The organism is Streptococcus sp. 29896 (genome assembly GCF_032594915.1).
Taxonomy (GTDB): domain Bacteria; phylum Bacillota; class Bacilli; order Lactobacillales; family Streptococcaceae; genus Streptococcus; species Streptococcus suivaginalis.
Genome location: NZ_CP118733.1, coordinates 323,607 through 345,510 on the forward strand (window position 1 = coordinate 323,607; position 21,904 = coordinate 345,510).

Genomic DNA, 21,904 nt, shown 5'->3' on the forward strand with positions numbered 1-21,904 from the left:
TGTATCTTAAATTATGCAAGAAAATATTGTGATTCATGGGGCGCGTGCCCATAATTTAAAAAATATTGATGTGACCATTCCGCGTGAGAAGTTGGTGGTGGTGACTGGTTTGTCGGGGTCTGGTAAGTCGAGTTTGGCTTTTGATACCTTGTATGCCGAAGGTCAACGCCGTTACGTAGAGTCTTTGTCTGCCTATGCTCGTCAGTTCTTGGGCAACATGGACAAGCCTGATGTGGATTCCATAGAGGGTCTCAGCCCTGCTATTTCCATAGACCAAAAAACAACCTCGCGTAACCCGCGTTCGACGGTTGGAACGGCAACGGAAATCAATGATTATCTCCGTTTACTCTATGCGCGTGTTGGAGTGCCTTACTGTATCAATGGGCACGGGGCGATTGCAGCTTCTTCGGTGGAACAGATCGTCGATGAGGTCTTGGAATTGCCAGAACGCCAGCGGCTGCAGATTCTAGCTCCGATTGTGCGGAAGAAAAAGGGGCAGCACAAGACCATTTTTGAGAAAGTGCAGAAGGACGGCTACGTTCGGGTCCGGGTCAATGGTGATGTCTATGATGTGTCGGAAGTGCCTGAGTTGTCCAAGAGTAAGGCACACAACATTGAAGTCGTGGTCGATCGGATTGTCATCAAAAAAGGCATTCGTTCGCGACTTTTTGACTCCATTGAGGCGGCCCTGCGGATTGCGGACGGCTATGTCATCATCGATACCATGGATGAGAAGGAACTGCTTTTCTCTGAGTACTACGCCTGTCCAGTTTGTGGCTTTACGGTGCCTGAGTTGGAGCCTCGCCTCTTCTCTTTCAATGCTCCTTTTGGGTCTTGTAGCGACTGTGACGGTTTGGGCATGAAGCTGGAAGTGGATACAGATTTGATTGTCCCAGATGCCAGCAAGACCTTGCGTGAGGGTGCTTTGGCTCCTTGGAATCCAATCTCTTCCAACTATTATCCTCAGATGCTGGAGCAAGCTATGAACCATTTTGGTGTGGACATGGACAAGCCTTTCGAGGAATTGACGGAAGAGGAGAAGAACCTGATTTTCAATGGTTCTGACGGAAAAGAATTCCATTTCCATTATGAAAATGAGTTCGGTGGGGTGCGTGATATTGACATTCCATTTGAAGGCTTGATTACCAACATCAACCGCCGCTATCGTGAAACCAATAGTGATTACACGCGGACGGTCATGAAGGCCTATATGAATGAATTGACCTGTGGGACCTGCCACGGCTATCGCCTCAATGACCAAGCTCTTTCTGTTAAAGTTGGTGGCGAGCAAGGACTTCATATCGGGCAGTTGTCTGACTTGTCCGTAGCAGATCATCTGGAAGTCATTGAAAATCTGACCTTGTCTGAAAATGAAGCAACCATTGCGACACCGATTGTCAAGGAAATCAAGGACCGCCTATCCTTCCTTAATAACGTTGGTCTCAACTATCTGACTCTTTCACGAGCAGCAGGAACCCTTTCTGGTGGTGAGAGTCAGCGGATTCGTCTGGCGACTCAGATTGGCTCTAACCTGTCTGGTGTTCTTTACATCTTGGATGAGCCATCGATTGGTTTGCACCAGCGGGACAATGACCGCCTGATTGCCAGTCTTAAGAAAATGCGTGATTTGGGAAATACCTTGATTGTGGTGGAGCATGATGAGGATACCATGCGTGAGGCGGACTGGTTGATTGACATCGGTCCAGGTGCGGGTGTCTTTGGTGGAGAAATCGTGGCTTCTGGAACGCCTGCCCAAGTTGCCAAAAACAAGAAATCCATTACAGGACAGTATCTATCTGGCAAACGTGAAATTCCTGTTCCTCTAGACCGCCGTGTCGGAAATGGTCGTTTCTTGGAGGTAACAGGTGCCAAGGAAAACAATCTGCAAGATGTAACGGTCCGTTTTCCACTCGGAAAATTTGTTGCGGTGACAGGGGTGTCTGGCTCTGGTAAGTCAACTCTGGTCAACTCCATTTTGAAAAAAGCTATTGCTCAGAAACTCAATCGCAATTCGGACAAGCCCGGCAAGTTCAAGTCCATTTCAGGAATTGAACACTTGGACCGTCTGATTGATATTGACCAAAGCCCGATTGGACGGACACCGCGTTCCAACCCAGCCACCTACACAGGTGTCTTTGACGATATTCGTGACCTCTTTGCCCAGACAAATGAAGCCAAAATCCGTGGCTACAAGAAAGGTCGTTTCTCCTTTAACGTCAAAGGTGGTCGTTGTGAAGCCTGCTCTGGTGACGGGATTATTAAGATTGAAATGCACTTCCTGCCTGATGTCTTTGTTCCGTGTGAAGTCTGTCATGGACATCGCTACAATTCTGAAACCTTGGAAGTACACTACAAGGAGAAAAATATCGCTCAGGTCCTTGATATGACGGTCAATGATGCGGTCGAGTTCTTCAAGCACATTCCAAAAATCGAACGCAAGCTCCGCACCATCCAAGATGTGGGCTTGGGTTATGTTACTCTTGGACAACCTGCAACAACCCTGTCAGGTGGTGAGGCTCAGCGGATGAAATTGGCTTCTGAACTCCACAAGCGGTCAACTGGTAAGTCTTTGTATATCTTAGACGAGCCTACGACTGGCCTACATACTGAGGATATTGCCCAGTTGCTCAAGGTCTTGGCCCGCTTTGTCGATGACGGCAATACTGTCCTTGTCATCGAGCACAATCTGGATGTCATCAAGACAGCAGACCATATTATCGACATGGGGCCTGAAGGCGGTGTCGGTGGCGGTACCGTTGTCGCGACAGGAACGCCAGAAGAAGTAGCGGAGAACCCCGCCAGCTTTACAGGCCAGTATTTGAAAATGAAGTTGAAGTAAAAAGTCGCTCTTACGGCTTTTTATTGTGCTGCTGGAAAGAATTGGTATTTGTCCGCATTTCTGCTATAATGCTATAATAGGTACAAAATCTTTGGAGGTAGGTTATGCAAAAGCGAATTGAAAAACTTCGTGGGAAAATGGCAGAACAGTCGATAGAGGCTATCTATGTGACCAATTTGAAAAATGTCTATTATTTGACAGGTTTCTGGGGGTCGGCAGGAGTGGCGCTCATCACAGCCAACCGCCAGGTCTTGATTACAGATGACCGTTATATCACCTACGCCCAATCTGTTGTCAAAGACTTTGAAGTCATTTCCAATCGGGATGATTTGGGAACGGCAGCTGGCTTGGTTAAGGATATGGGCATCAAGGAAGTGGCCTTTGAGGATGAGATTTCGGTAGCCTATTTCAAATCTATGGAAGCTGTCTTTGCAGGAATCGCTCTCAGACCGACGACCAATCTGATTGCAGACCTGCGGATGATCAAGGATGCGGCAGAGATTGCTACCATTCAGCGTGCTTGTCAGATTTCAGACCAGGCTTTTATTGATGCCTTGGACTTTATCAAACCGGGTAAAACAGAGATTGAGGTGGCTAATTTCTTGGATTTTCGTATGCGAGAAATGGGGGCAGAAGGGGTGTCTTTTGATACCATTGCTGCATCGGGTTACCGCTCTGCTATGCCTCACGGACGTGCTTCAAATAAAGTGATTGAGGCAGGTGAGGCTTTGACGCTGGACTTTGGCTGTTTGTATGACCATTATGTCAGCGATATGACGCGGACGATTTATGTTGGGTCGGTGAGCGATGAGGAGCGGGAGATTTACGAAACTGTTCTAGCGGCCAACAAGGCCTTGATTGCGACTGCCAAAGCGGGAATGGAATATAAGGAGTTTGACGGGGTACCACGTCGCGTCATCGAGCAGGCTGGCTTTGGCCCTTACTTTACCCACGGTATTGGGCATGGCATGGGCTTGGATGTTCACGAATATCCTTACTTTAGCCGAACAGCAACGGATACGATTCAGGCGGGCATGGTCCTGACCGATGAGCCGGGTATTTATCTTGAAGGCAAATACGGTGTGCGTATCGAAGATGACTTGTTGATTACGGAAACGGGCTGTAAGGTTTTGACATTGGCACCAAAAGAGTTGATTGTCATTTGAGAAATCTGTTAGTTTGTGGTAAAATAAAACGAATAAATAAAATTTTAAGAGGTAGTCATTACAATGATTGAAGCTAGTAAACTTAGAGCAGGTATGACCTTCGAAGCCGAAGGAAAATTGATTAAGGTTTTGGATGCAAGCCACCACAAACCAGGTAAGGGTAACACGATTATGCGTATGAAATTGCGTGATGTGCGTACAGGTTCAACTTTTGATACAACTTACCGTCCAGATGAGAAATTTGAACAAGCTATCATCGAAACTGTTCCAGCCCAATACCTTTACCAAATGGATGACACTGCTTATTTCATGAATACTGAGACTTACGACCAGTATGAAATTCCAGTTGCAACTATCAAAGAAGAATTGCTCTACATCTTGGAAAACTCAGATGTGAAAATCCAGTTCTATGGAACAGAGGTGATTGGTGTTACTGTACCAACAACTGTTGAATTGGTCGTTGCAGAAACACAACCATCTATCAAAGGTGCGACTGTAACAGGTTCAGGTAAGCCGGCTACAATGGAGACTGGTTTGGTTGTTAACGTACCAGACTTTATCGAAGCAGGTCAAAAATTGGTGATTAACACAGCAGAAGGAACTTACGTTTCTCGTGCTTAATAGCGACTAGAAAGGAGAGCCCATGACAAAAGAACATCAAGGCGAAATCATTATTGCACCGCGCGTGCTAGAAGTTATTACAGGAATCGCTGCGGCTAAGGTGGAAGGGGTTCACTCTCTGCATAACAAACGCGTGGCAGATAGCCTCTCAAAATCAGCCTTAAACAGAGGTGTTTATCTGCAATCAGATGATGAGGGTATCTTGACAGCAGATATTTACGTTTATCTTGAATATGGAGTAAATGTTCCAGCTGTTTCAATGGATATTCAACGTGCAGTCAAAACAGCTATCCGTAACTATGCAGAAGTAACAGTGGCAGCGGTTAATATTCACGTTGATGGGATTGTTCCCGACAAGACTCCCAAGCCAGCCTTGAAAGACTTGTTTGGAGAGGATTTTTTGGATGAAGAATAATTCAAGACATTACTTACGCCAGTGTGCCTTGCAGGCCATTGTTTCGGTGGAATTTGGGCAGGACCCTGTTCAGGCGGCTCAATTTTCTTACGTTTATGACGAGGAAGAAGAGACAGAAGGGGTCGAAATTCCTCTCTTCTTGCTCAATTTGGTAACAGGTGTTGCCAGCCATCAGGAGGAGTTGGACAAGGAATTATCCACTCGCTTGAAAGCAGGTTGGACCTTGGATCGTTTGACCTTGATTGATAAAAGCATCTTACGTTTGGGCTTGTTTGAAATCTTGTATTTCGAAGAAACACCAGCCAAGGTTGCAGTCAATGAAGCAGTTGAATTTGCTAAGCAATTTTCGGATCAAGCATCTGCAAAATTTGTCAACGGTGTCCTCAGTCCCTTTATCAAAGAAGAAGCCTAACTTCAGATGGGTAACGAAAAAGAATAAGACTTGGTTTATGTGCCAAGTCTTTTTGTCTGCCAAAAATGAAAAACCAAGGCTAGTAGGATTACTAACCTTGGTGGTTTAGAATAAGAACTTACAGGCTCTTGCCTGCCAAGAAACTAATCGGAAGTGAATAATCCGATTGTTTGAGTTCTTTCCCATCGATTTTTTGAATCAGGAGATCGACTAATAAACCAGCGATTTCCTTGAGCGGTTGTCGGATAGTCGTTAATTGGGGGTAATGGGTTTCAACGAAAAATGTTCCATCGTAGCCAATCAATTTTAAATCTTGTGGAATGGAGAGTCCCAGCTGTTGGGCGATGTTCCAGACCAGCATAGCTGTGAGGTCCCCAGAGACGAAGACCCCGTCTGGTCGGTCGGATTGGAGGATGGATTTGATTTCCATTTCCTTTCGAATCGGAGAAAAATCACTTGAAATATGATGAACTGTCGCAGCTGGAAAGACGGAGGAGAATCCGACCTGTCGCAAACCCGTTGGGGAATTGGAATCGTCGTTTCCTGTGATCATAATTGGTCGCTTGCAGCCAGCTTTTTGTAGCATTTGGGCAGCTAAGACGCCCCCTCCTCTGTTGTCGGATGAAACGACTGGGATAGAAGGAGACAGGTTGCGGTCAAAGGAAATAATCGGAGCAGAAACCCGATCATAGTCCTTGATGCCAAGATTGTGACTGCCAGAGATAATGCCATCGACCTGATTGGCAGCCAGCATCTCCAAGTACTCTCTTTCCTTTTCGGACTCGTGCTGGCTGTTGCAGATAATGGTTTTATAGCCGCGGTTGAAGAGTTCGCTTTCTAGGTGGCTGATTAATTCTGCGTAGAAGACATTGCTGATATTTGGAAAAATCAAGCCGACTAATTTTGCTGACTTGCCTTGTAAACTCCGAGCTAGGTTGTTGGGTTTGTACCCCAATTCTTTCATAGCTTCTTGGACTTTTTTGACAGTTTTTTCAGAAAGGTAGCCCTTTTTGTTGATAACACGAGAAACCGTTGTCGGGCTGACTCCTGCTAGCTGGGCAACATCAGTTAGTTTTGCGACCATAGTCTAAGTGGTAATAGGTTCCAGTAGGATTTCCGGCTGTGATGGCAATGCCAGTCTGATCAGCATCTGGGAAGACCCGTCCAGAGAACACTTTTTCTCCTTTGTTGATGAAAATTTCAAAGACAGACTTGTCGATGAAGATAGATGCACTTGTTTCAGCCTTGTCGATAGAGCAGGAACGGCTAGTTCCAAAATCCAGAGCGAAGGCTTGTCCGCAGTCCTTGCGGTCCACGGTTATTATACCATTTTCAGTATCTAGGGTCAAAGTCAGCCCTTTGTTTTCCTTGTTAGCAAAGAGGACTAGCTCTGTCTTGCTGTTGGCAGGGATGGTTAAGTCTAGTTCGTAAACATTATTGGTTGTTTCTTGGTTTGAAAATGGCTGAGCTTCTGTGCGAAGGCTAGTGATGGCTTCGACAGGGTACTGGTAGAGTTTGCCGTCCTTAATTGTCAGCTCTTTGACCAAGGACAAGCAACCTTGGTAATCAAAAGCGTCGGTTGGGTATTCTACATCAGGAAGGGCCAACCAGCTGACTGATAAGGTACGACCATCTGGAGCGTTGAAAGCTTGGGTCGCATAGCACTCAAAGCCATAGTCCAGATTGATCAACTCACCCGGCTCAACAATAGTCGCATTTTCAGGATCAAAGCTCTGGCCAATCTTGTACATATTTGGATAGATGTTGCCGTAGTCCAAGACTTCTTTATCCAACCCTTGTGGGCAGTAGAGAAGGATAGGTTGGTCGCCGACGAAAGCAATATTTGGGCATTCCATCATGTAGGCTGTCATATCATTGGCAAAATCCAAGTCACCGATCAAGGTCCAGTTTAGGTAGTCATTGTTTTCAGCCTTATAGAGTTTGACAATCCCTTTTTTATCCAGATTCTGTCCACCAACAATGGCATAATACTGCCCCTTGTAGTTAAAGATTTGTGGATCGCGGAAGTGATCGGTTGTGTCCTCAGGCTGGTCAATTAAGATTTTGTCAATCTTCTCAATCTTGCCGTCCTTGTCCATTAGGGCGCCGATTTGGTAAGGGTGGCGGACCCAGTTTTCATCACGAACATTTCCAGTATAGAAGAGGAAGAGCTTGTCGCCAAACTCCATGGCAGAGCCAGAGTAGGCACCGTGGCTATCGAGTGGCGTATCGGGATACAAGACTGTACCTGTCTCTTCAAAGTGCACCAAGTCAGTTGATTCAGTATGAACCCAAGATTTCAAGCCGTGGGCAGCACCAAATGGGAAGTACTGATAGAACAAGGTCCATTTTCCATTAAAATAGGAAAAACCATTTGGGTCGTTTAAAAGACCGTGCGGTGTTTCGATGTGGAAGTTGGTTCTCCAAGGGGAGCTTTCTGTGTTTTTCTTGATTTTTTCGATGTATTCTGGCGACCAGTCAGCATAAGCTCGGTAGCGCTCTTCGGTTGTAAAAGCCATGTGTTTACTCCAAATCTTCTAATAGTTCATTTAATATAGTAAACGTTTTCTTTCAAAAAATCAAGTTTTTACTGGTTTTTTAAGAGAAATAATAAAAAAATGTGATAAACGTTTGACATATTCATCAAAAGTGTTATAATAGGACCATAGAAAGTTTGAAAACACTTTCAAAAAAACAAAAAAATATTTATAAGGAGATTTTTGCAAGATGAACAATACTGAAATTGCAAAAAAAGTCATTGACGCCCTTGGCGGACGTGAGAACGTTCGCAGTGTTGCCCACTGTGCGACTCGCCTCCGTGTCATGGTTGTTGATGAAGGAAAAATTGATAAGGATACTGTAGAAGACATCGAAAAAGTACAAGGTGCCTTCTTCAACTCAGGTCAATACCAAATCATCTTTGGTACTGGTACAGTTAACAAAATCTATGATGAAGTAGTTGCCCTTGGTTTGCCAACAGCAACAACTGGTGAGCAAAAAGCAGAAGCAGCTGCACAAGGTAATGCTTTCCAACGTGCGATCCGTACCTTCGGTGACGTATTCGTTCCAATCATTCCTGCTATCGTAGCAACAGGTCTTTTCATGGGTCTTCGTGGTCTTTTGACACAAGAAGCAATCATGGGAGCTCTTGGTGTTACAGAATGGAACGCTGACTTCATCACTTATACTCAAATCTTAACAGATACAGCCTTCATCATCTTGCCAGCCTTGGTTGTATGGTCAACTTTCCGTGTATTCGGTGGTAACCAAACAATCGGTCTTGTTCTTGGTATGATGTTGATTTCTGGCTCCTTGCCAAACGCTTGGGCAGTTGCTTCAGGTGGCGATGTAACACCACAAATCTTCTTTGGTTTCATTCCAGTTGTTGGTTTGCAAGGTTCAGTATTGCCAGCCTTCATCATCGGTATCGTTGGTGCCCAGTTTGAAAAAGCAGTTCGTAAGGTTGTTCCAGAAGTACTTGATCTCTTGGTAACTCCATTCATTACCCTCTTGGTAATGTCTATCCTTGGTCTCTTCGTGATTGGTCCAGTCTTCCACGTAGTTGAAAACTACATCTTGTTGGCGACACAAGCAATCTTGAGCTTACCACTTGGTCTTGGTGGTCTCCTTATTGGTGGTGTTCACCAAATCATCGTGGTATCAGGTGTTCACCATATCTTCAACTTGCTTGAGTCACAATTGGTAGCAAACACTGGTGCTAACCCATTCAACGCGATCATCACTGCAGCGATGACAGCACAAGGTGCGGCAACTGTAGCGGTTGGTGTGAAAACTAAGAACGCTAAATTGAAAGCTCTTGCTTTCCCAGCAGCTCTTGCAGCCTTCCTCGGTATTACTGAGCCAGCTATCTTCGGTGTCAACTTGCGTTTCCGTAAGCCATTCTTCTTGTCATTGGCAGCTGGTGCCCTTGGTGGTGCAGTAGCATCTCTTCTTGGTCTTGCAGGTACTGGTTTTGGTATCACCATCATCCCAGGTACACTTCTTTATGTAAACGGTCAATTGCCACAATACTTGCTCATGGTTGCAATCTCATTTGCAGCAGGTTTCGCTTTGACTTACTTCTTCGGTTATGAGGATGAGGAGAAAGACGCAAAAAAGCCTAGCGCTTCAGCACAAGAAACAGCAAAAACGCTTGAAGAAGCAGAGACAGGACTTGTAGCTGAAGAAACTCTTGTATCTCCACTTTCAGGTGACGTTGTTGCCCTTGAAAATGTTAATGACCCAGTCTTCTCATCAGGAGCTATGGGTAAAGGTTTGGCAGTTAAGCCATCTGAGGGTGTTGTTTATGCTCCAGCAGATGCGGAAGTAACAATTGCTTTTGAAACAGGCCATGCATATGGTTTGAAAACAGCTTCAGGTGCTGAAATCTTGATCCACATTGGTATTGATACGGTTTCAATGAACGGTGAAGGATTTGAAAAATTGGTTGCTGCAGGTGACAAGGTTGCCGCAGGTACACCAATTGCTAAATTCGATTCAGGTAAAATTGCTGCAGCTGGATTGGATGACACAACAATGGTCATCGTTACCAACACAGCTGACTTTACAGCAGTTGATGCCTTGGCTTCAGGAACAATTGCTCACGGAGCTGATTTCCTTAAAGTCGCTAAATAATTCTAAGAATAGCAGAGCTTTCATAACCTGCTTGGTCAACTCGATCAAAATCGACCTGCCAAGCACCTCCCTTCATCTTTTTGAAAGTCAAGCTACTACTTAGGAAAATACCAAGAAAAAGGCGCTAGCCTTTTTCTTCTGTTTCTATCTATGGTACAATAGATAAGATAAAACATTGGAGAAACAAACATGACGAAATTATACGGTAGCTTGGAAGCTGGTGGAACAAAATTTGTTTGTGCGATTGGAGATGAGGATTTTCAAATCGTTGAAAAAACACAGTTTCCCACAACGACACCTTATGAAACCATTGAGCGTACAGTTGAATTTTTCAAACGCTATGAAGATCGCCTAGCAGGTATTGCCATCGGTTCCTTTGGTCCGATTGATATTGACCAAAACTCACAGACCTATGGCTACATTACTTCAACACCAAAACCACATTGGTCCAACATCGACTTGCTCGGTTTGATTGCTAAGGAATTTAATGTACCTTTTTATTTCACTACGGATGTGAATTCCTCTGCTTATGGTGAGACCTTGGTTCGAAAGGGTGTTAAGAGCTTGGTTTACTATACAATCGGTACAGGTATCGGAGCTGGTGCTATTCAAAACGGTGAATTCATCGGCGGTTTGGGTCATACGGAAGCGGGGCACACCTATGTTGCCCTACATCCTTATGATGTCAAGCATGAGTTCAACGGAACCTGTCCATTCCACAATGGATGTTTGGAAGGTTTGGCAGCAGGTCCTTCTCTTGAAGGCCGTACCGGTATCCGAGGTGAGTTGATTGAACTCAACTCAGATGTCTGGGATGTTCAAGCCTACTACATCGCCCAAGCGGCTGTTCAGGCGACCCTGCTCTACCGTCCACAAGTTATTGTATTTGGCGGTGGTGTCATGGCGCAAGAACACATGCTCAACCGCGTTCGTGAGAAATTTGTTGGCCTCATGAATGACTACCTGCCAACGCCAGATGTCAAAGACTACATTGTAACACCAGCTGTTGCTGAAAATGGCTCTGCTACACTTGGTAACTTTGCCTTGGCCAAAAAGATTGCGAAGTAAGGAACAGCCCTTTTGGGCTGTTTTTACATGCAGTTGAACAGTTTTCATCTTTGCTTGGAATTTTCATGTAAAATTTGGTATGATGGGAACATAGAATGAATGAGGTAGTAATCATGGAACCATTATTTTTACATCCGGTTATGCAGGAAAAAATTTGGGGAGGGACACGTCTTCGGGAAGAATTTGACTATGTAATTCCCAGTGAAACGACTGGAGAGTGCTGGGCAATTTCAGCCCATCCCAATGGAGTATCTACCGTTGTTAACGGAGCTTTTGCTGGTTGGGGCTTGGATCAACTCTATGCTCAGCATAGAGAATTGTTTGGAAATAGCGAAAGTCCAGTTTTTCCTTTGTTGACCAAGATTTTAGATGCCAATGATTGGCTGAGTGTACAGGTGCATCCAGATGATACTTACGGTCTAGCTCATGAAGGGGAATTAGGAAAAACAGAATGCTGGTATGTGATTGCAGCAGATGAGGGGGCGGAGATTATCTATGGCCACCAAGCCCAGTCCAAAGAAGACTTGGCAGCACAAATCCAAGCTGGCAATTGGGAAGACTTGTTGACTCGAGTGCCAGTGAAGGCAGGGGACTTTTTCTTCGTTCCAAGCGGCACCATGCATGCGATTGGCAAGAGAATTTTGATTTTAGAAACCCAACAATCTAGCGACACAACCTATCGTGTCTATGATTTCGACCGTCGGGATGATCAAGGCAATCTGCGTGAACTGCATATTCAGCAATCGATTGATGTGACGACGATTGGCCAGCCAGCTAACAGTCATCCTGACAAACAAATCATCGGCAATTTGGCAACAACGACCTTTGTCAGCAATCCCTTCTTTACGGTTTACCAATGGGAAGTAACGGGTCCTGTAGAGATGAAAAAAGTAGCGGATTATTACTTGGTGAGTGTACTTGATGGGCAAGGACAGGTGACCGTGGGGGAGCAAACCTATCCATTGCAAAAAGGGCAGCATTTCATTTTGCCAAGTACAGTAACATCCTGGAAATTTGATGGCCAATTGCATTTGATAGCTAGCCATCCTTAAAAATATTGGATATATTGATTCTGGATTGGTCTGATCAAAACCTTGAAATCAAGCTATAATTATGATACAATTATTAATTGAACTGAAACAAAAGTAGGTATAAAATTTATGGTAAGAAATATGCTTCGCTCCCTCATCGAAAATGAGAAGGGCGAATTACGAAAACTGGAGAAAATGGCTGATAAAGTCTTTTCTTATGCAGAACAGATGGAAGCCCTCTCTGACGAGGAGCTCAAGGCAAAGACCGTCGAGTTTAAAAAGCGTCACATGGATGGCGAGTCCTTAGATGATTTGCTCTTTGAAGCCTTTGCGGTAGTCCGTGAAGCTGCAAGACGAGTTTTGGGCTTGTACCCTTATAAGGTACAGGTCATGGGTGGTATTGTCCTCCACAACGGGGATGTGCCAGAGATGCGTACGGGTGAAGGTAAAACCCTGACTGCGACTATGCCTGTATACCTCAATGCCTTATCTGGCAAAGGGGTTCACGTTGTAACGGTCAATGAATACCTGTCAACACGTGACGCTACAGAGATGGGTGAATTGTACTCTTGGTTGGGCTTGTCTGTCGGTATTAACTTGGCAGCCAAATCACCGTTTGAAAAACGTGAAGCCTATAACTGCGATATCACCTATTCAACCAATGCTGAGATTGGTTTCGACTATCTCCGTGATAACATGGTGGTTCGTGCAGAAGAGATGGTACAGCGTCCTTTGAACTATGCCTTGGTCGATGAGGTTGACTCTATCTTGATTGACGAAGCACGGACGCCATTGATTGTATCAGGTCCGCAAGGTTCAGAAACCAACCAACTCTACTTCTTGGCAGACAAATTGGTCAAATCACTAGATCAGGATGACTATATCATCGATGTGCCATCTAAGACAATTGGTTTGGCGGACTCAGGAATTGACAAGGCAGAGAAGTTCTTCAAGTTAGACAACTTGTATGATATTGAAAACGTAGCAATTACCCACTTCTTGGACAATGCCCTTCGTGCCAACTACATTATGACCTATGATGTGGATTACTTGGTCAATGACGAACAAGAAGTTATGATTATCGATCCGTTTACAGGTCGTACCATGGAAGGACGTCGTTACTCGGATGGTCTTCACCAGGCCATTGAAGCCAAGGAAGGGGTCCCAGTTCAAAACGAATCCAAGACAAGTGCTTCGATCACCTACCAAAACCTCTTCCGTATGTATAAAAAGCTCTCTGGTATGACTGGTACTGGTAAGACGGAAGAAGAAGAATTCCGTGAAATCTATAACATTCGCATTGTTCCAATTCCAACCAACCGTCCGATTGCTCGTATTGACCATGAAGACTTGCTGTATCCAAGTTTGGAATACAAGTTCAATGCCGTTGTGGCAGATGTTAAAGCGCGTTATGAAAAAGGCCAGCCAGTTCTGGTTGGTACCGTTGCGGTTGAAACTTCTGACTACCTTTCACAACGTTTGGTAGCCGCGGGCATTCCTCATGAAGTATTGAATGCGAAAAACCACTACCGTGAAGCGCAAATCATCATGAATGCAGGTCAACGTGGTGCTGTGACGATCGCTACCAACATGGCAGGGCGTGGTACAGATATCAAGTTGGGCCCTGGTGTTCGTGAGCTTGGTGGTCTTTGCGTCATCGGTACAGAGCGCCATGAGAGCCGTCGTATTGATAACCAGCTTCGCGGTCGTTCTGGTCGTCAAGGTGACCCAGGTGAGTCTCAATTCTACCTTTCTTTGGAAGATGACTTGATGAAACGCTTTGGTTCAGAACGCATTAAGGCCTTTATGGATCGAATGAACCTGACAGAAGAAGAGTCAGTAATCAAATCAGGTATGTTGACACGCCAAGTTGAAGCGGCACAGAAGCGTGTTGAAGGGAATAACTACGATTCTCGTAAGCAAGTTCTTCAATACGATGATGTCATGCGTGAGCAACGTGAGATTATCTACAGCCAACGTTATGATGTCATCACAGCAGATCGGGACCTTGCACCGGAAATCAAGAGTATGATCAAGCGGACCATCGAGCGTCAAGTTGCTGCCCACCACCAATCTGAGCATGAAGAAGCTATCGAAGGCATCTTGAAATTTGCACAGATGAACCTGGTGGATGAGTATTCTATCCACATCGAGGACTTGGAGAATCTTTCAGAAGAGGAAATTGTTGAGGAACTCTACAACCGTTCGATGGAGGTTTACCAAAGTCAGGTTGACAAGTTGAAGGATGCAGAGCGCATTCAAGAATTCCAAAAAGTCTTGATCTTGCGTGTGGTAGATAACAAGTGGACGGATCACATTGATTCTATGGATCAATTGCGAAATGCAGTTAGCTTGCGTGGTTATGCACAAAACAACCCGATTGTGGAGTACCAATCAGAAGCCTTCACTATGTTTAATGACATGATTGGGGCTATTGAGTTTGATGTGACACGCTTGATGATGAAAGCGCAAATTCACGACAATATTGAACGTGAACGTGCAGCTCAAGAAGCGCATACGACAGCTGTTAAGAACATTATTCCAAACCAGCCTGCTCATGTGGCAGAAGTGGCATTTGAGGGGGTTCATCGTAATGACCCATGTCCTTGCCAGTCTGGTAAGAAGTTTAAAAACTGTCACGGTCGCAAATAAGAAACAAAGGATAAAAAGAGGTCTTGGATACCATTCCAGACCTTTTTTGGAAGCAAGATGATTATTGGATATGGCATTGATTTGCAGGAGATTTCAGCTGTTCAGGCAGCGGTGGACAAGCACCCCAGATTTCCCCAGCGGATTCTGACAGAAGAGGAGATGGTTCGGTACAGGGAATTGCCAACAAAGCGGCGGCTGGCTTATTTAGCTGGGCGATGGGCTGCTAAGGAGGCATTTTCCAAGGCCATGGGAACTGGAATCGGAACACTGGGCTTTCTGGACATTGAGATTTTGTCAGACCGACTAGGGGCCCCTTATGTCAGCCGCTCACCATTTGAGGGGAAAGTGTGGGTTTCCATCAGTCATTCTGGAAATTTTGCCCAAGCTAGTGTCATTTTGGAGGAAAACCATGAAAGCAAGCAGTAGTAGGCCCAGTTGGGCCCAAATCGATTTAGAAAATATTTCCTATAATCTAGAGCAAATGAAGGCTCACTTGCCAGTTCGTCAACAGGTTTTTGCGGTTGTCAAAGCAGATGCTTACGGGCATGGCGCCTTAGCGGTTACCAAGCAACTGGCTAGTCAGGTAAATGGATTTTGCGTTGCCACATTTGACGAAGCCTTGGAGCTGAGACAGGCAGGAATTGAGTCCCGTATTTTGGTACTGGGGGTCATTCCGATTGATCAGGTAGAGCAAGCTGGGCAGTTAAGCATCTCCATTACCGTGACTAGCTTGGAGTGGTTGCAGTTGGCTCTTGCTGGGCAGGTGAGCTTTGATCAAGTGGCTGTTCACATCAAGATTGATTCTGGTATGGGACGATTGGGCTTTAGACAACCTGCAGAAATGCTGGAGGCTCTGGAGATTTTGGACCAAGCTGGTGCGTATTTTGAAGGAATCTATACCCATTTTGCGAGTGCAGACGAGCAAGATGACCGACGGTTCCATGCTCAATTGTCTCGCTTCCAAGAATTTTTGGACCAGCTGGAAACCTTGCCAGCTCTTGTACATGCTAGCAATTCTGCAGCAAGTCTCTGGCAGGACCAAGCGCTCTTCAATATGGTCCGTCTAGGAGATGTCCTCTATGGTTTGAACCCAAGTGGACGAGCCTTGGAATTGCCCTTCTCCATTCGTCCAGCACTCAGTCTCTATTCTGAAATTGTCCATGTTAAACGCCTTGAAGCTGGTGCTACGGTTGGCTATGGTCACACCTACACCAGTCAGGCAGAAGAGATTATCGCCACTGTTCCAATTGGTTATGCGGATGGATTGCGCCGTTCGCTGCAAGGTTTTCATGTCTTGGTAGATGGACAGATTTGCCCGATTGTGGGGCGTGTCTCAATGGATCAAATTACCGTTAAACTCCCACAGGTCTATCCATTAGGAACACGAGTGACCTTGATTGGTCGGGACCAAGAAGCGACCATCTCTGTTCAGGATTGGGCAGACTATCTGGGAACGATTAACTATGAAATCACTTGTATGCTATCCGATAGATTGCCTCGAAAAATCGATTAAAAAAGTCCGAAAGGGCTTTTTTATTTGTGTAAATCTTGCTTGAAAGCGCAAACAAACTATGTTAATATATAGTTAGAAAAAACTTTAACCAAAAATGTAAATGCTCACTAAGGAGGAAAAGTGATGAGGCGGACCAATCATACTCATCTCGAACGTCGCTATCGTTATGCGATTCGGAAATCTACTCTTGGAGTAGGAATCGCTGTTGTCGGCATTTTTTTAATGGGGACAAAATCGTATCAGGTCTTGGCAGAAGAAGTACCAGTCCATTCGATAGAGACACTGATTGACGAGGAAAGTGCCTTAAGCGAAGAGTTAGAAACTCCCTCTGAACTGCCTCCAGTTGAGGTGAATCATCACCCCGCAGGTGAGGTAGCTCTAGCTGAGGCAGGAGCCGTCTTAGAGCCTATCTCAAGCAACCTTGCAGCTGGAAAAGAAGTGACCTCCTCAGGTATTGAAGAAGGGACTAGCTTCTTGGCTAGCTATGTTGTGGATCAAGACTCAGCTACACGCTTTTCAGGAGCGCGTATGAAGGCAAATGGGCCTGTCGATCCAGCTGCTCCTCAAACAAGCCAATGGTTGGAAGTTGATTTGGGTGACCAGGCAAGCGTGGACTCGATTGCCATTGATTTCTTCCAAAAGGTTTATGCAAGCAACTATCAGGTTGTGACATCTGCCAATAAAGAAAGTTGGCAGGAAGTTGCTACTAGGCACTTGGAAGCCAGTCCTTCTACGGTTAATCCGACTGATTTAATCCAATTCGATACAGCAAAGGTAGTTGAGCGGTATCTACGTTTTACTTTTAACCAGGTCAATCCTTATGCGCATGGCAACTCAGTTTCCATCAAAGAAGTAAGGGTCATGGGGCGCATGTTGGGAGAGGAAGCAGCTCCTACTACTGGACAGAATCAGCCTTTTGTAGAAAGTTTGATTTCACGCAATCGCCCAGCCACTTCTTCAGGTGTGGAAGCTGGGACAGGAACTAGACCAGAGTTTGCCTTTGATACCGATGCAGCCAGTCGCTATGCTGCTCAAGATATGAAACCGAATGGACAGGTGGCGGCTGATTATAACCAAACATCCCAATGGTTACAGGTCGACCTTGGCGCAGCATCGCGCATCAGCTCGATCGAAATTGATTTCTTTAAAAAAGTGTATGCTACGGATTATGAAATTCTGACAGCAGATGAAGAAACTGCCAGTCAATGGACTAGTTTAGTCCGCCGTAGAGAGTTGCAGGACAGTCAGACACTTGAAAATCAAACGGACCGCATTCAATTTGAGAGTCCGCTTGAAGCTAAACGCTTTGTACGTTTTCGCTTTGACCGGGTCAATCGCTTTGCGGGAGGCAAGGCTGTTTCGGTGACCGATATTCGCATCAAGGGGATGTTGACAGAAGAGGTTAAAACACCAGTCGATCCGATTGCCAAGCTAGCCAATGCCAGTTTAGCTGTGGCAGATGGACGGGTTGTCTTGACCAATATCCAAGAAGATGATGAATATAGCTATGACATCATCGGATCAGCCAAGGAGTATGTCGTTGAAAACGATGGCCGTATTTCTTCCTACATTCTCAATGACCAAGATGTGGTTATGCTGGTTGCAGCACGACGGAAATCCGACCAGTCGATTTTGCCAGCCAGCAAGACCAATAAGACCATACGAATCGCTGCCAGCCATCAGGAAGAGGTTACTGGAAGCAATCAAAAGCCAAGTCTAGCTTTAGAGATTCAAGAATTTTTAGCTGGACAAGGCATTCGTCAGTTAAGCGAGTCGGATAAAGTCTATATCGATCCAGCCTTCAAGAAGCAGTTTGACCTCTTTAACCAGGACTTATCAGATATTCTGGGCTTCTCGCTCAGCCAGTCTAGTCGAGAAGAAGCGACCATTGTCTTCCAATTGTCCGACCAGTATAACCTGAAGGATGAAGGCTATCTCTTGCGAGTAGGAGAAAAAATAGAAATCTTTGCAGGTAGTGAAAAGGCCATCAACTATGCAGCAGTGACCTTGGCTCAAATGTTGCAAAAAGATGGGCACTTGACCCAGGGTGTCTATCGAGATTATCCAAACTATGCCATTCGAGGTATGTTGCTAGATGTGGCGCGGATTCCCATGCGGATGGATTTCCTGAAGGAAGTTTCTCGCCTGTTCCGCTGGTATAAACTCAATGAACTGCACCTCCATTTCAATGACACCCAATGGCCGGCAAGTGGCAATCGGGCGGATGTTGAGGCCTGGAGAAAAACGGAGAAAGCCCATCGCTTGGAGTCTCCAACATTCCCATCCTTGAATCAAGGTGATTTCAAGCATGATCGCTATGAAGGGGAATATGATTTTTACCGAACGACCTATGGCAACCCAACCTATAGTTTGGATGAATTTCGTGCTTTTCAGGCAGAAAACAAGGCAGCTGGTATCCAGATTCTAGCTGAAATTGACAGTCCAGGGCATTCGTCCGTTTATAGTATTTATGCTCTTGACAATCCTGATAATATTGATTATCTAGGACAGCCAATCCATCACCCTAGGGACTTAGAGGCTTTGGCTATTAACGAAGAAGTCCTGCCAGAACGGACGGCGCGTGCCAAACGCTTTATAACAGATCTGATTACAGGATATTTGGATGAAGAAATTTTTGATTACGGTCATATTCATCTGGGGGTTGATGAATACTGGCAAAAAGAAGGTAACGTAGAGAGTTTCCGTACCTATCTAAACGAACTCAATGCCCTTGCTAAGTCAAAAGGAAAAACCTTGCGAACTTGGGGAGCACTTTCAAAATTCAATGGTACTACACCAGTAGATAAGGATATCATCTTTGATGAGTGGGCCCAGTACGAGTCGATTTCTGTTGACCGAATCAATGAAGGTTTTAAGGTTGTCAATGTTCCGCAGCCATTCACCTATGTGACACCAGGACGAAATCACAAAGACATCATCAATGAGCAGTACGTTTTTGAATATTGGAATCCAACCATTTTCAACTTTGATTATGCCAATGCCTTAGCAGGTGAACCAAATCTGTTGGGGGCTAAGGGAGCCATGTGGGGTGATGAACATGCAGAAGGGATTGAAGAGAGTGATCTCTACTACCGTCTGGAAAAATCCTTGGCTATGATTGGATTTAAAACTTGGAATGACCAGACCAACCGCTCCTACTTAGACTATCAGACGTCAATGGAAGTGACAAAGTTGCGTAAAAATTACATGCCGCTTGAGAGTAAATCGGAAGTCTTAGTGCACATTGATGCAGACCATGTTCATGATGGCTCCGTCGTAGATTTGAGCAACAACAACCGCAAGATTCAGTCTGTTGGAGACCTAACTGTGGAAGAATTGGATGGGGAAAAATGGTTCAAGTTTACAGGTGACAACCATCTCTTGACGGACATTGAGACAATTTCTCTTCCATACACGATTGAGATGACCTTTAGACCAACCGCGATTGACCAGGGAAGTCTGCTCTTTAGTGAAGATGGAGCGATTTATCTCAATGGGACTGGTCGAAAACAGGATGGCACCGTGGCGAGCGGCCTGATGCTCAACAGATATTTTTATAGTCAGTTCCTTCATCCTTGGCTGGAAGTAGGTCGTGATTATAGGCTAACTCTGGCTGGAACCCGTCAGGTTTTGACCCTGTACCTAGATGGTCAAAAAATTGTCACCCTTTCACATGATGAAAACGCTCCGACTGGCACAGACAAGAATTTCCGAACCAGTTTTAACCTGCCGTTCAAGGAAATTGCCAAAGGATTTAAGGGCTATATAAAAGACATCAAGGTTTACAACCGAACCAGCAGTGCCGAAGAGGTGACAACAGAAGCTTTGGATAAGGTCAACATTGCCCTGCACAAGCCCGTTTATGACTACCGTCACCATTCCAATTTCTGGAACCAGCATATCCGTCCATACCATAAGGGAAATATTACAGATGGAGATACAGAAGCAAGTGAAGGCCGCTGGAATTCGAGTGATAGGGATACGGATTTCTTTATCGTCGATCTAGGCAGTTCGCAGGACATATCTTCTATTGAGGTTCTATTTGATGCGAACCGTCTGGCTACGGATTTTAAGATCCTTGTTTCAGATGATTTGGAGCAATTCCGCGCCATTCATACCAGCAGTGGCAATACACAGGCCAAGTTAGCTATCGTAATTCAACCAACTAAGGCGCGCTATGTTAAATTTGAAAGCCTGAAGCGTCAGGCTGGAAAAAATGAAATTGCCGTGAGAGAGCTTCGGGTTTATCAGGATTTGGCCCAGGCGGAAAGAGCAGAGCTGGCGAGACAGTTTGCAGAAAAATTAGTGGATTACGACAACCAAGATTGGTTGACCGTCCACACTGTCCTACATAATAAATATGCCTCTGCTAATACTGTCCGACAAATGCTCTCACTGGTTTCGACTCTAGCTGATAAGCCAGACGAACCAGCTGAGCCAAGCACACCAGTTGTTCCCACTCCGCCAGTTGACGAGCCAAGTACACCGGTCGTACCAACTCCGCCAGTTGACGAGCCAAGTACACCGGTCGTACCAACTCCACCGGTTGCTGAGCCAAGCACACCAGTTGTTCCCACTCCGCCAGTTGACGACCCAAGCACACCAGTTGTTCCCACTCCGCCAGTTGACGAGCCAAGTACACCGGTTGTACCAACTCCACCGGTTGCTGAGCCAAGTACACCAGTTGTTCCCACTCCGCCAGTTGACGAGCCAAGTACACCGGTCGTTCCCACTCCGGCAGTTGACGAGCCAAGCACACCAGTTGTTCCCACTCCGCCAGTTGACGAGCCAAGCATACCGGTCGTACCAACTCCGCCAGTTGACGAGCCAAGTACACCAGTTGTTCCAGCACCACCGACTACTGATCCGAGTGATTCGGAAGACCTAGTGGTTACTGAAGGTCAATTTGTCGCTCCCACCAGCCATCAAGTACCGGCTTATGATTGGGAAGCTCGAGTGACCTTGATGGATCGGGAGTCTGGGGTTAAGGTAGAGGGGCCAGCCTTGTACTTATACGGAATTGAGCGTGTCCTCGGACGTCTAGAGACCTTATCGGATTCGCTACATTACAAACTTGTCTTTCTCGATCAAGCGGGGCAAGAAGTACATCCATATGGTCCAGTTCAGTTGTTCTTGCCAGTTGTAGTTGAAGTTGAGAGCATTCGGTTGCTGACAGCTGAGGGACCACGTGAGTTGCCCTTCCAGTTGGAGGAGGAAGGCATACGGTTAACTAGTGCTTACGGTGGCGATTATGTCTTGACGATTGCTAGTCTTCATGAAAAAGATCAGTCTATACGGCCAACCAATCAGGCAAATACAAAACCTGTTGATTCCGTACTTCCAAAAACTGGTCAAGAAGCTAGTGCCCTCCTGTTTATGGGGCTAGCAAGTCTAGGAATGGCTAGTTGGATGAGAAGGAAAAGGGATTAGAGTAAAAAAAGAAAATGTGAAATCCCTAGCCCTTGTCTAGGGATTTCACATCTTATAAGGAAATAGCTTGACAGAATCCAGCAATGAGATTACAATAGAAACAGGTGGATATAACCAGTTGT

Annotated in this window: 14 protein-coding genes; 12 read left to right on the forward strand and 2 right to left on the reverse strand. The window is 45.5% G+C overall.

Translation table 11 applies throughout. The annotated features are described in order from the left end of the window. The first annotated feature begins 13 nt into the window (after positions 1–13). From uvrA to nusB, 5 genes are all read left to right on the forward strand, one after another. A complete protein-coding gene (gene uvrA / locus PXH68_RS01550; protein WP_248027246.1) occupies positions 14–2,839 on the forward strand; it encodes an excinuclease ABC subunit UvrA in 2,826 nt (941 codons plus the stop codon). Positions 2,840–2,943: 104 nt separating this feature from the next. Beyond that, positions 2,944–4,005 (forward strand): M24 family metallopeptidase, encoded by a 1,062-nt coding sequence (locus PXH68_RS01555; RefSeq protein WP_248027244.1) that lies wholly within the window; start codon positions 2,944–2,946, stop codon positions 4,003–4,005. Positions 4,006–4,068: 63 nt separating this feature from the next. Next, on the forward strand, positions 4,069–4,626 hold the full coding sequence (gene efp, locus PXH68_RS01560; protein ID WP_002942436.1) for an elongation factor P: 558 nt from the start codon (positions 4,069–4,071) through the stop codon (positions 4,624–4,626). Between the two features lie 22 nt (positions 4,627–4,648). Then, positions 4,649–5,041: an Asp23/Gls24 family envelope stress response protein gene (locus PXH68_RS01565; RefSeq protein WP_158455757.1), complete on the forward strand. Its 393-nt coding sequence runs from the start codon at positions 4,649–4,651 to the stop codon at positions 5,039–5,041. Continuing rightward, positions 5,031–5,453, forward strand: coding sequence for a transcription antitermination factor NusB (gene nusB / locus PXH68_RS01570; RefSeq protein ID WP_248027242.1), 423 nt, complete (start codon positions 5,031–5,033; stop codon positions 5,451–5,453). The genes PXH68_RS01565 and nusB overlap by 11 nt, the downstream gene beginning before the upstream one ends. A 118-nt stretch (positions 5,454–5,571) precedes the next feature. Here the strand turns inward: nusB and PXH68_RS01575 are convergent, their stop codons facing one another. Together PXH68_RS01575 and PXH68_RS01580 are read right to left on the reverse strand one after the other, a co-directional pair. Next, the gene (locus tag PXH68_RS01575) at positions 5,572–6,537 is read right to left on the reverse strand and encodes a LacI family DNA-binding transcriptional regulator (protein ID WP_248027240.1); all 966 of its coding nucleotides are present in this window, start codon (positions 6,535–6,537) and stop codon (positions 5,572–5,574) included. Then, a complete protein-coding gene (locus tag PXH68_RS01580) occupies positions 6,518–7,972 on the reverse strand; it encodes a sucrose-6-phosphate hydrolase (protein ID WP_248027238.1) in 1,455 nt (484 codons plus the stop codon). The genes PXH68_RS01575 and PXH68_RS01580 overlap by 20 nt, the downstream gene beginning before the upstream one ends. 208 nt (positions 7,973–8,180) lie before the next feature. On the opposite strand from PXH68_RS01580, the gene PXH68_RS01585 reads away from it, so the two are divergent. The 7 genes from PXH68_RS01585 (at position 8,181) to PXH68_RS01615 (ending at position 21,782) form a co-directional block, all read left to right on the forward strand. After that, positions 8,181–10,088, forward strand: coding sequence for a sucrose-specific PTS transporter subunit IIBC (locus tag PXH68_RS01585; RefSeq protein WP_248027236.1), 1,908 nt, complete (start codon positions 8,181–8,183; stop codon positions 10,086–10,088). Positions 10,089–10,277: 189 nt separating this feature from the next. Continuing rightward, on the forward strand, positions 10,278–11,156 hold the full coding sequence (scrK, locus tag PXH68_RS01590; RefSeq protein ID WP_158455747.1) for a fructokinase ScrK: 879 nt from the start codon (positions 10,278–10,280) through the stop codon (positions 11,154–11,156). Positions 11,157–11,266: 110 nt separating this feature from the next. Next, positions 11,267–12,208, forward strand: a complete 942-nt coding sequence (gene manA, locus PXH68_RS01595; RefSeq protein WP_248027300.1) for a mannose-6-phosphate isomerase, class I — start codon at positions 11,267–11,269, stop codon at positions 12,206–12,208. A gap of 108 nt (positions 12,209–12,316) precedes the next feature. Then, a complete protein-coding gene (gene secA / locus PXH68_RS01600) occupies positions 12,317–14,839 on the forward strand; it encodes a preprotein translocase subunit SecA (RefSeq protein ID WP_248027234.1) in 2,523 nt (840 codons plus the stop codon). Positions 14,840–14,896: 57 nt separating this feature from the next. Further along, positions 14,897–15,265 (forward strand): holo-ACP synthase, encoded by a 369-nt coding sequence (gene acpS / locus PXH68_RS01605; protein WP_158455743.1) that lies wholly within the window; start codon positions 14,897–14,899, stop codon positions 15,263–15,265. After that, the gene (gene alr / locus PXH68_RS01610; RefSeq protein ID WP_248027232.1) at positions 15,249–16,352 is read left to right on the forward strand and encodes an alanine racemase; all 1,104 of its coding nucleotides are present in this window, start codon (positions 15,249–15,251) and stop codon (positions 16,350–16,352) included. Before acpS ends, alr begins: the two co-directional genes overlap by 17 nt. 123 nt (positions 16,353–16,475) lie before the next feature. After that, complete coding sequence (locus tag PXH68_RS01615) at positions 16,476–21,782, forward strand: discoidin domain-containing protein (RefSeq protein WP_248027230.1); 5,307 nt, start codon at positions 16,476–16,478, stop codon at positions 21,780–21,782. The last annotated feature ends 122 nt before the right edge of the window (positions 21,783–21,904 follow it).

Excerpts from the sequence above, each read along its gene's own strand:
- uvrA (WP_248027246.1), top strand. The coding sequence starts at position 14 with ATGCAAGAAAATATTGTGATTCATGGGGCGCGTGCCCATAATTTAAAA.
- PXH68_RS01555 (WP_248027244.1), top strand. The coding sequence starts at position 2,944 with ATGCAAAAGCGAATTGAAAAACTTCGTGGGAAAATGGCAGAACAGTCG.
- efp (WP_002942436.1), top strand. The coding sequence starts at position 4,069 with ATGATTGAAGCTAGTAAACTTAGAGCAGGTATGACCTTCGAAGCCGAA.
- PXH68_RS01565 (WP_158455757.1), top strand. The coding sequence starts at position 4,649 with ATGACAAAAGAACATCAAGGCGAAATCATTATTGCACCGCGCGTGCTA.
- nusB (WP_248027242.1), top strand. The coding sequence starts at position 5,031 with ATGAAGAATAATTCAAGACATTACTTACGCCAGTGTGCCTTGCAGGCC.
- PXH68_RS01575 (WP_248027240.1), bottom strand. The coding sequence starts at position 6,537 with ATGGTCGCAAAACTAACTGATGTTGCCCAGCTAGCAGGAGTCAGCCCG.
- PXH68_RS01580 (WP_248027238.1), bottom strand. The coding sequence starts at position 7,972 with ATGGCTTTTACAACCGAAGAGCGCTACCGAGCTTATGCTGACTGGTCG.
- PXH68_RS01585 (WP_248027236.1), top strand. The coding sequence starts at position 8,181 with ATGAACAATACTGAAATTGCAAAAAAAGTCATTGACGCCCTTGGCGGA.
- scrK (WP_158455747.1), top strand. The coding sequence starts at position 10,278 with ATGACGAAATTATACGGTAGCTTGGAAGCTGGTGGAACAAAATTTGTT.
- secA (WP_248027234.1), top strand. The coding sequence starts at position 12,317 with ATGGTAAGAAATATGCTTCGCTCCCTCATCGAAAATGAGAAGGGCGAA.
- acpS (WP_158455743.1), top strand. The coding sequence starts at position 14,897 with ATGATTATTGGATATGGCATTGATTTGCAGGAGATTTCAGCTGTTCAG.
- alr (WP_248027232.1), top strand. The coding sequence starts at position 15,249 with ATGAAAGCAAGCAGTAGTAGGCCCAGTTGGGCCCAAATCGATTTAGAA.
- PXH68_RS01615 (WP_248027230.1), top strand. The coding sequence starts at position 16,476 with ATGAGGCGGACCAATCATACTCATCTCGAACGTCGCTATCGTTATGCG.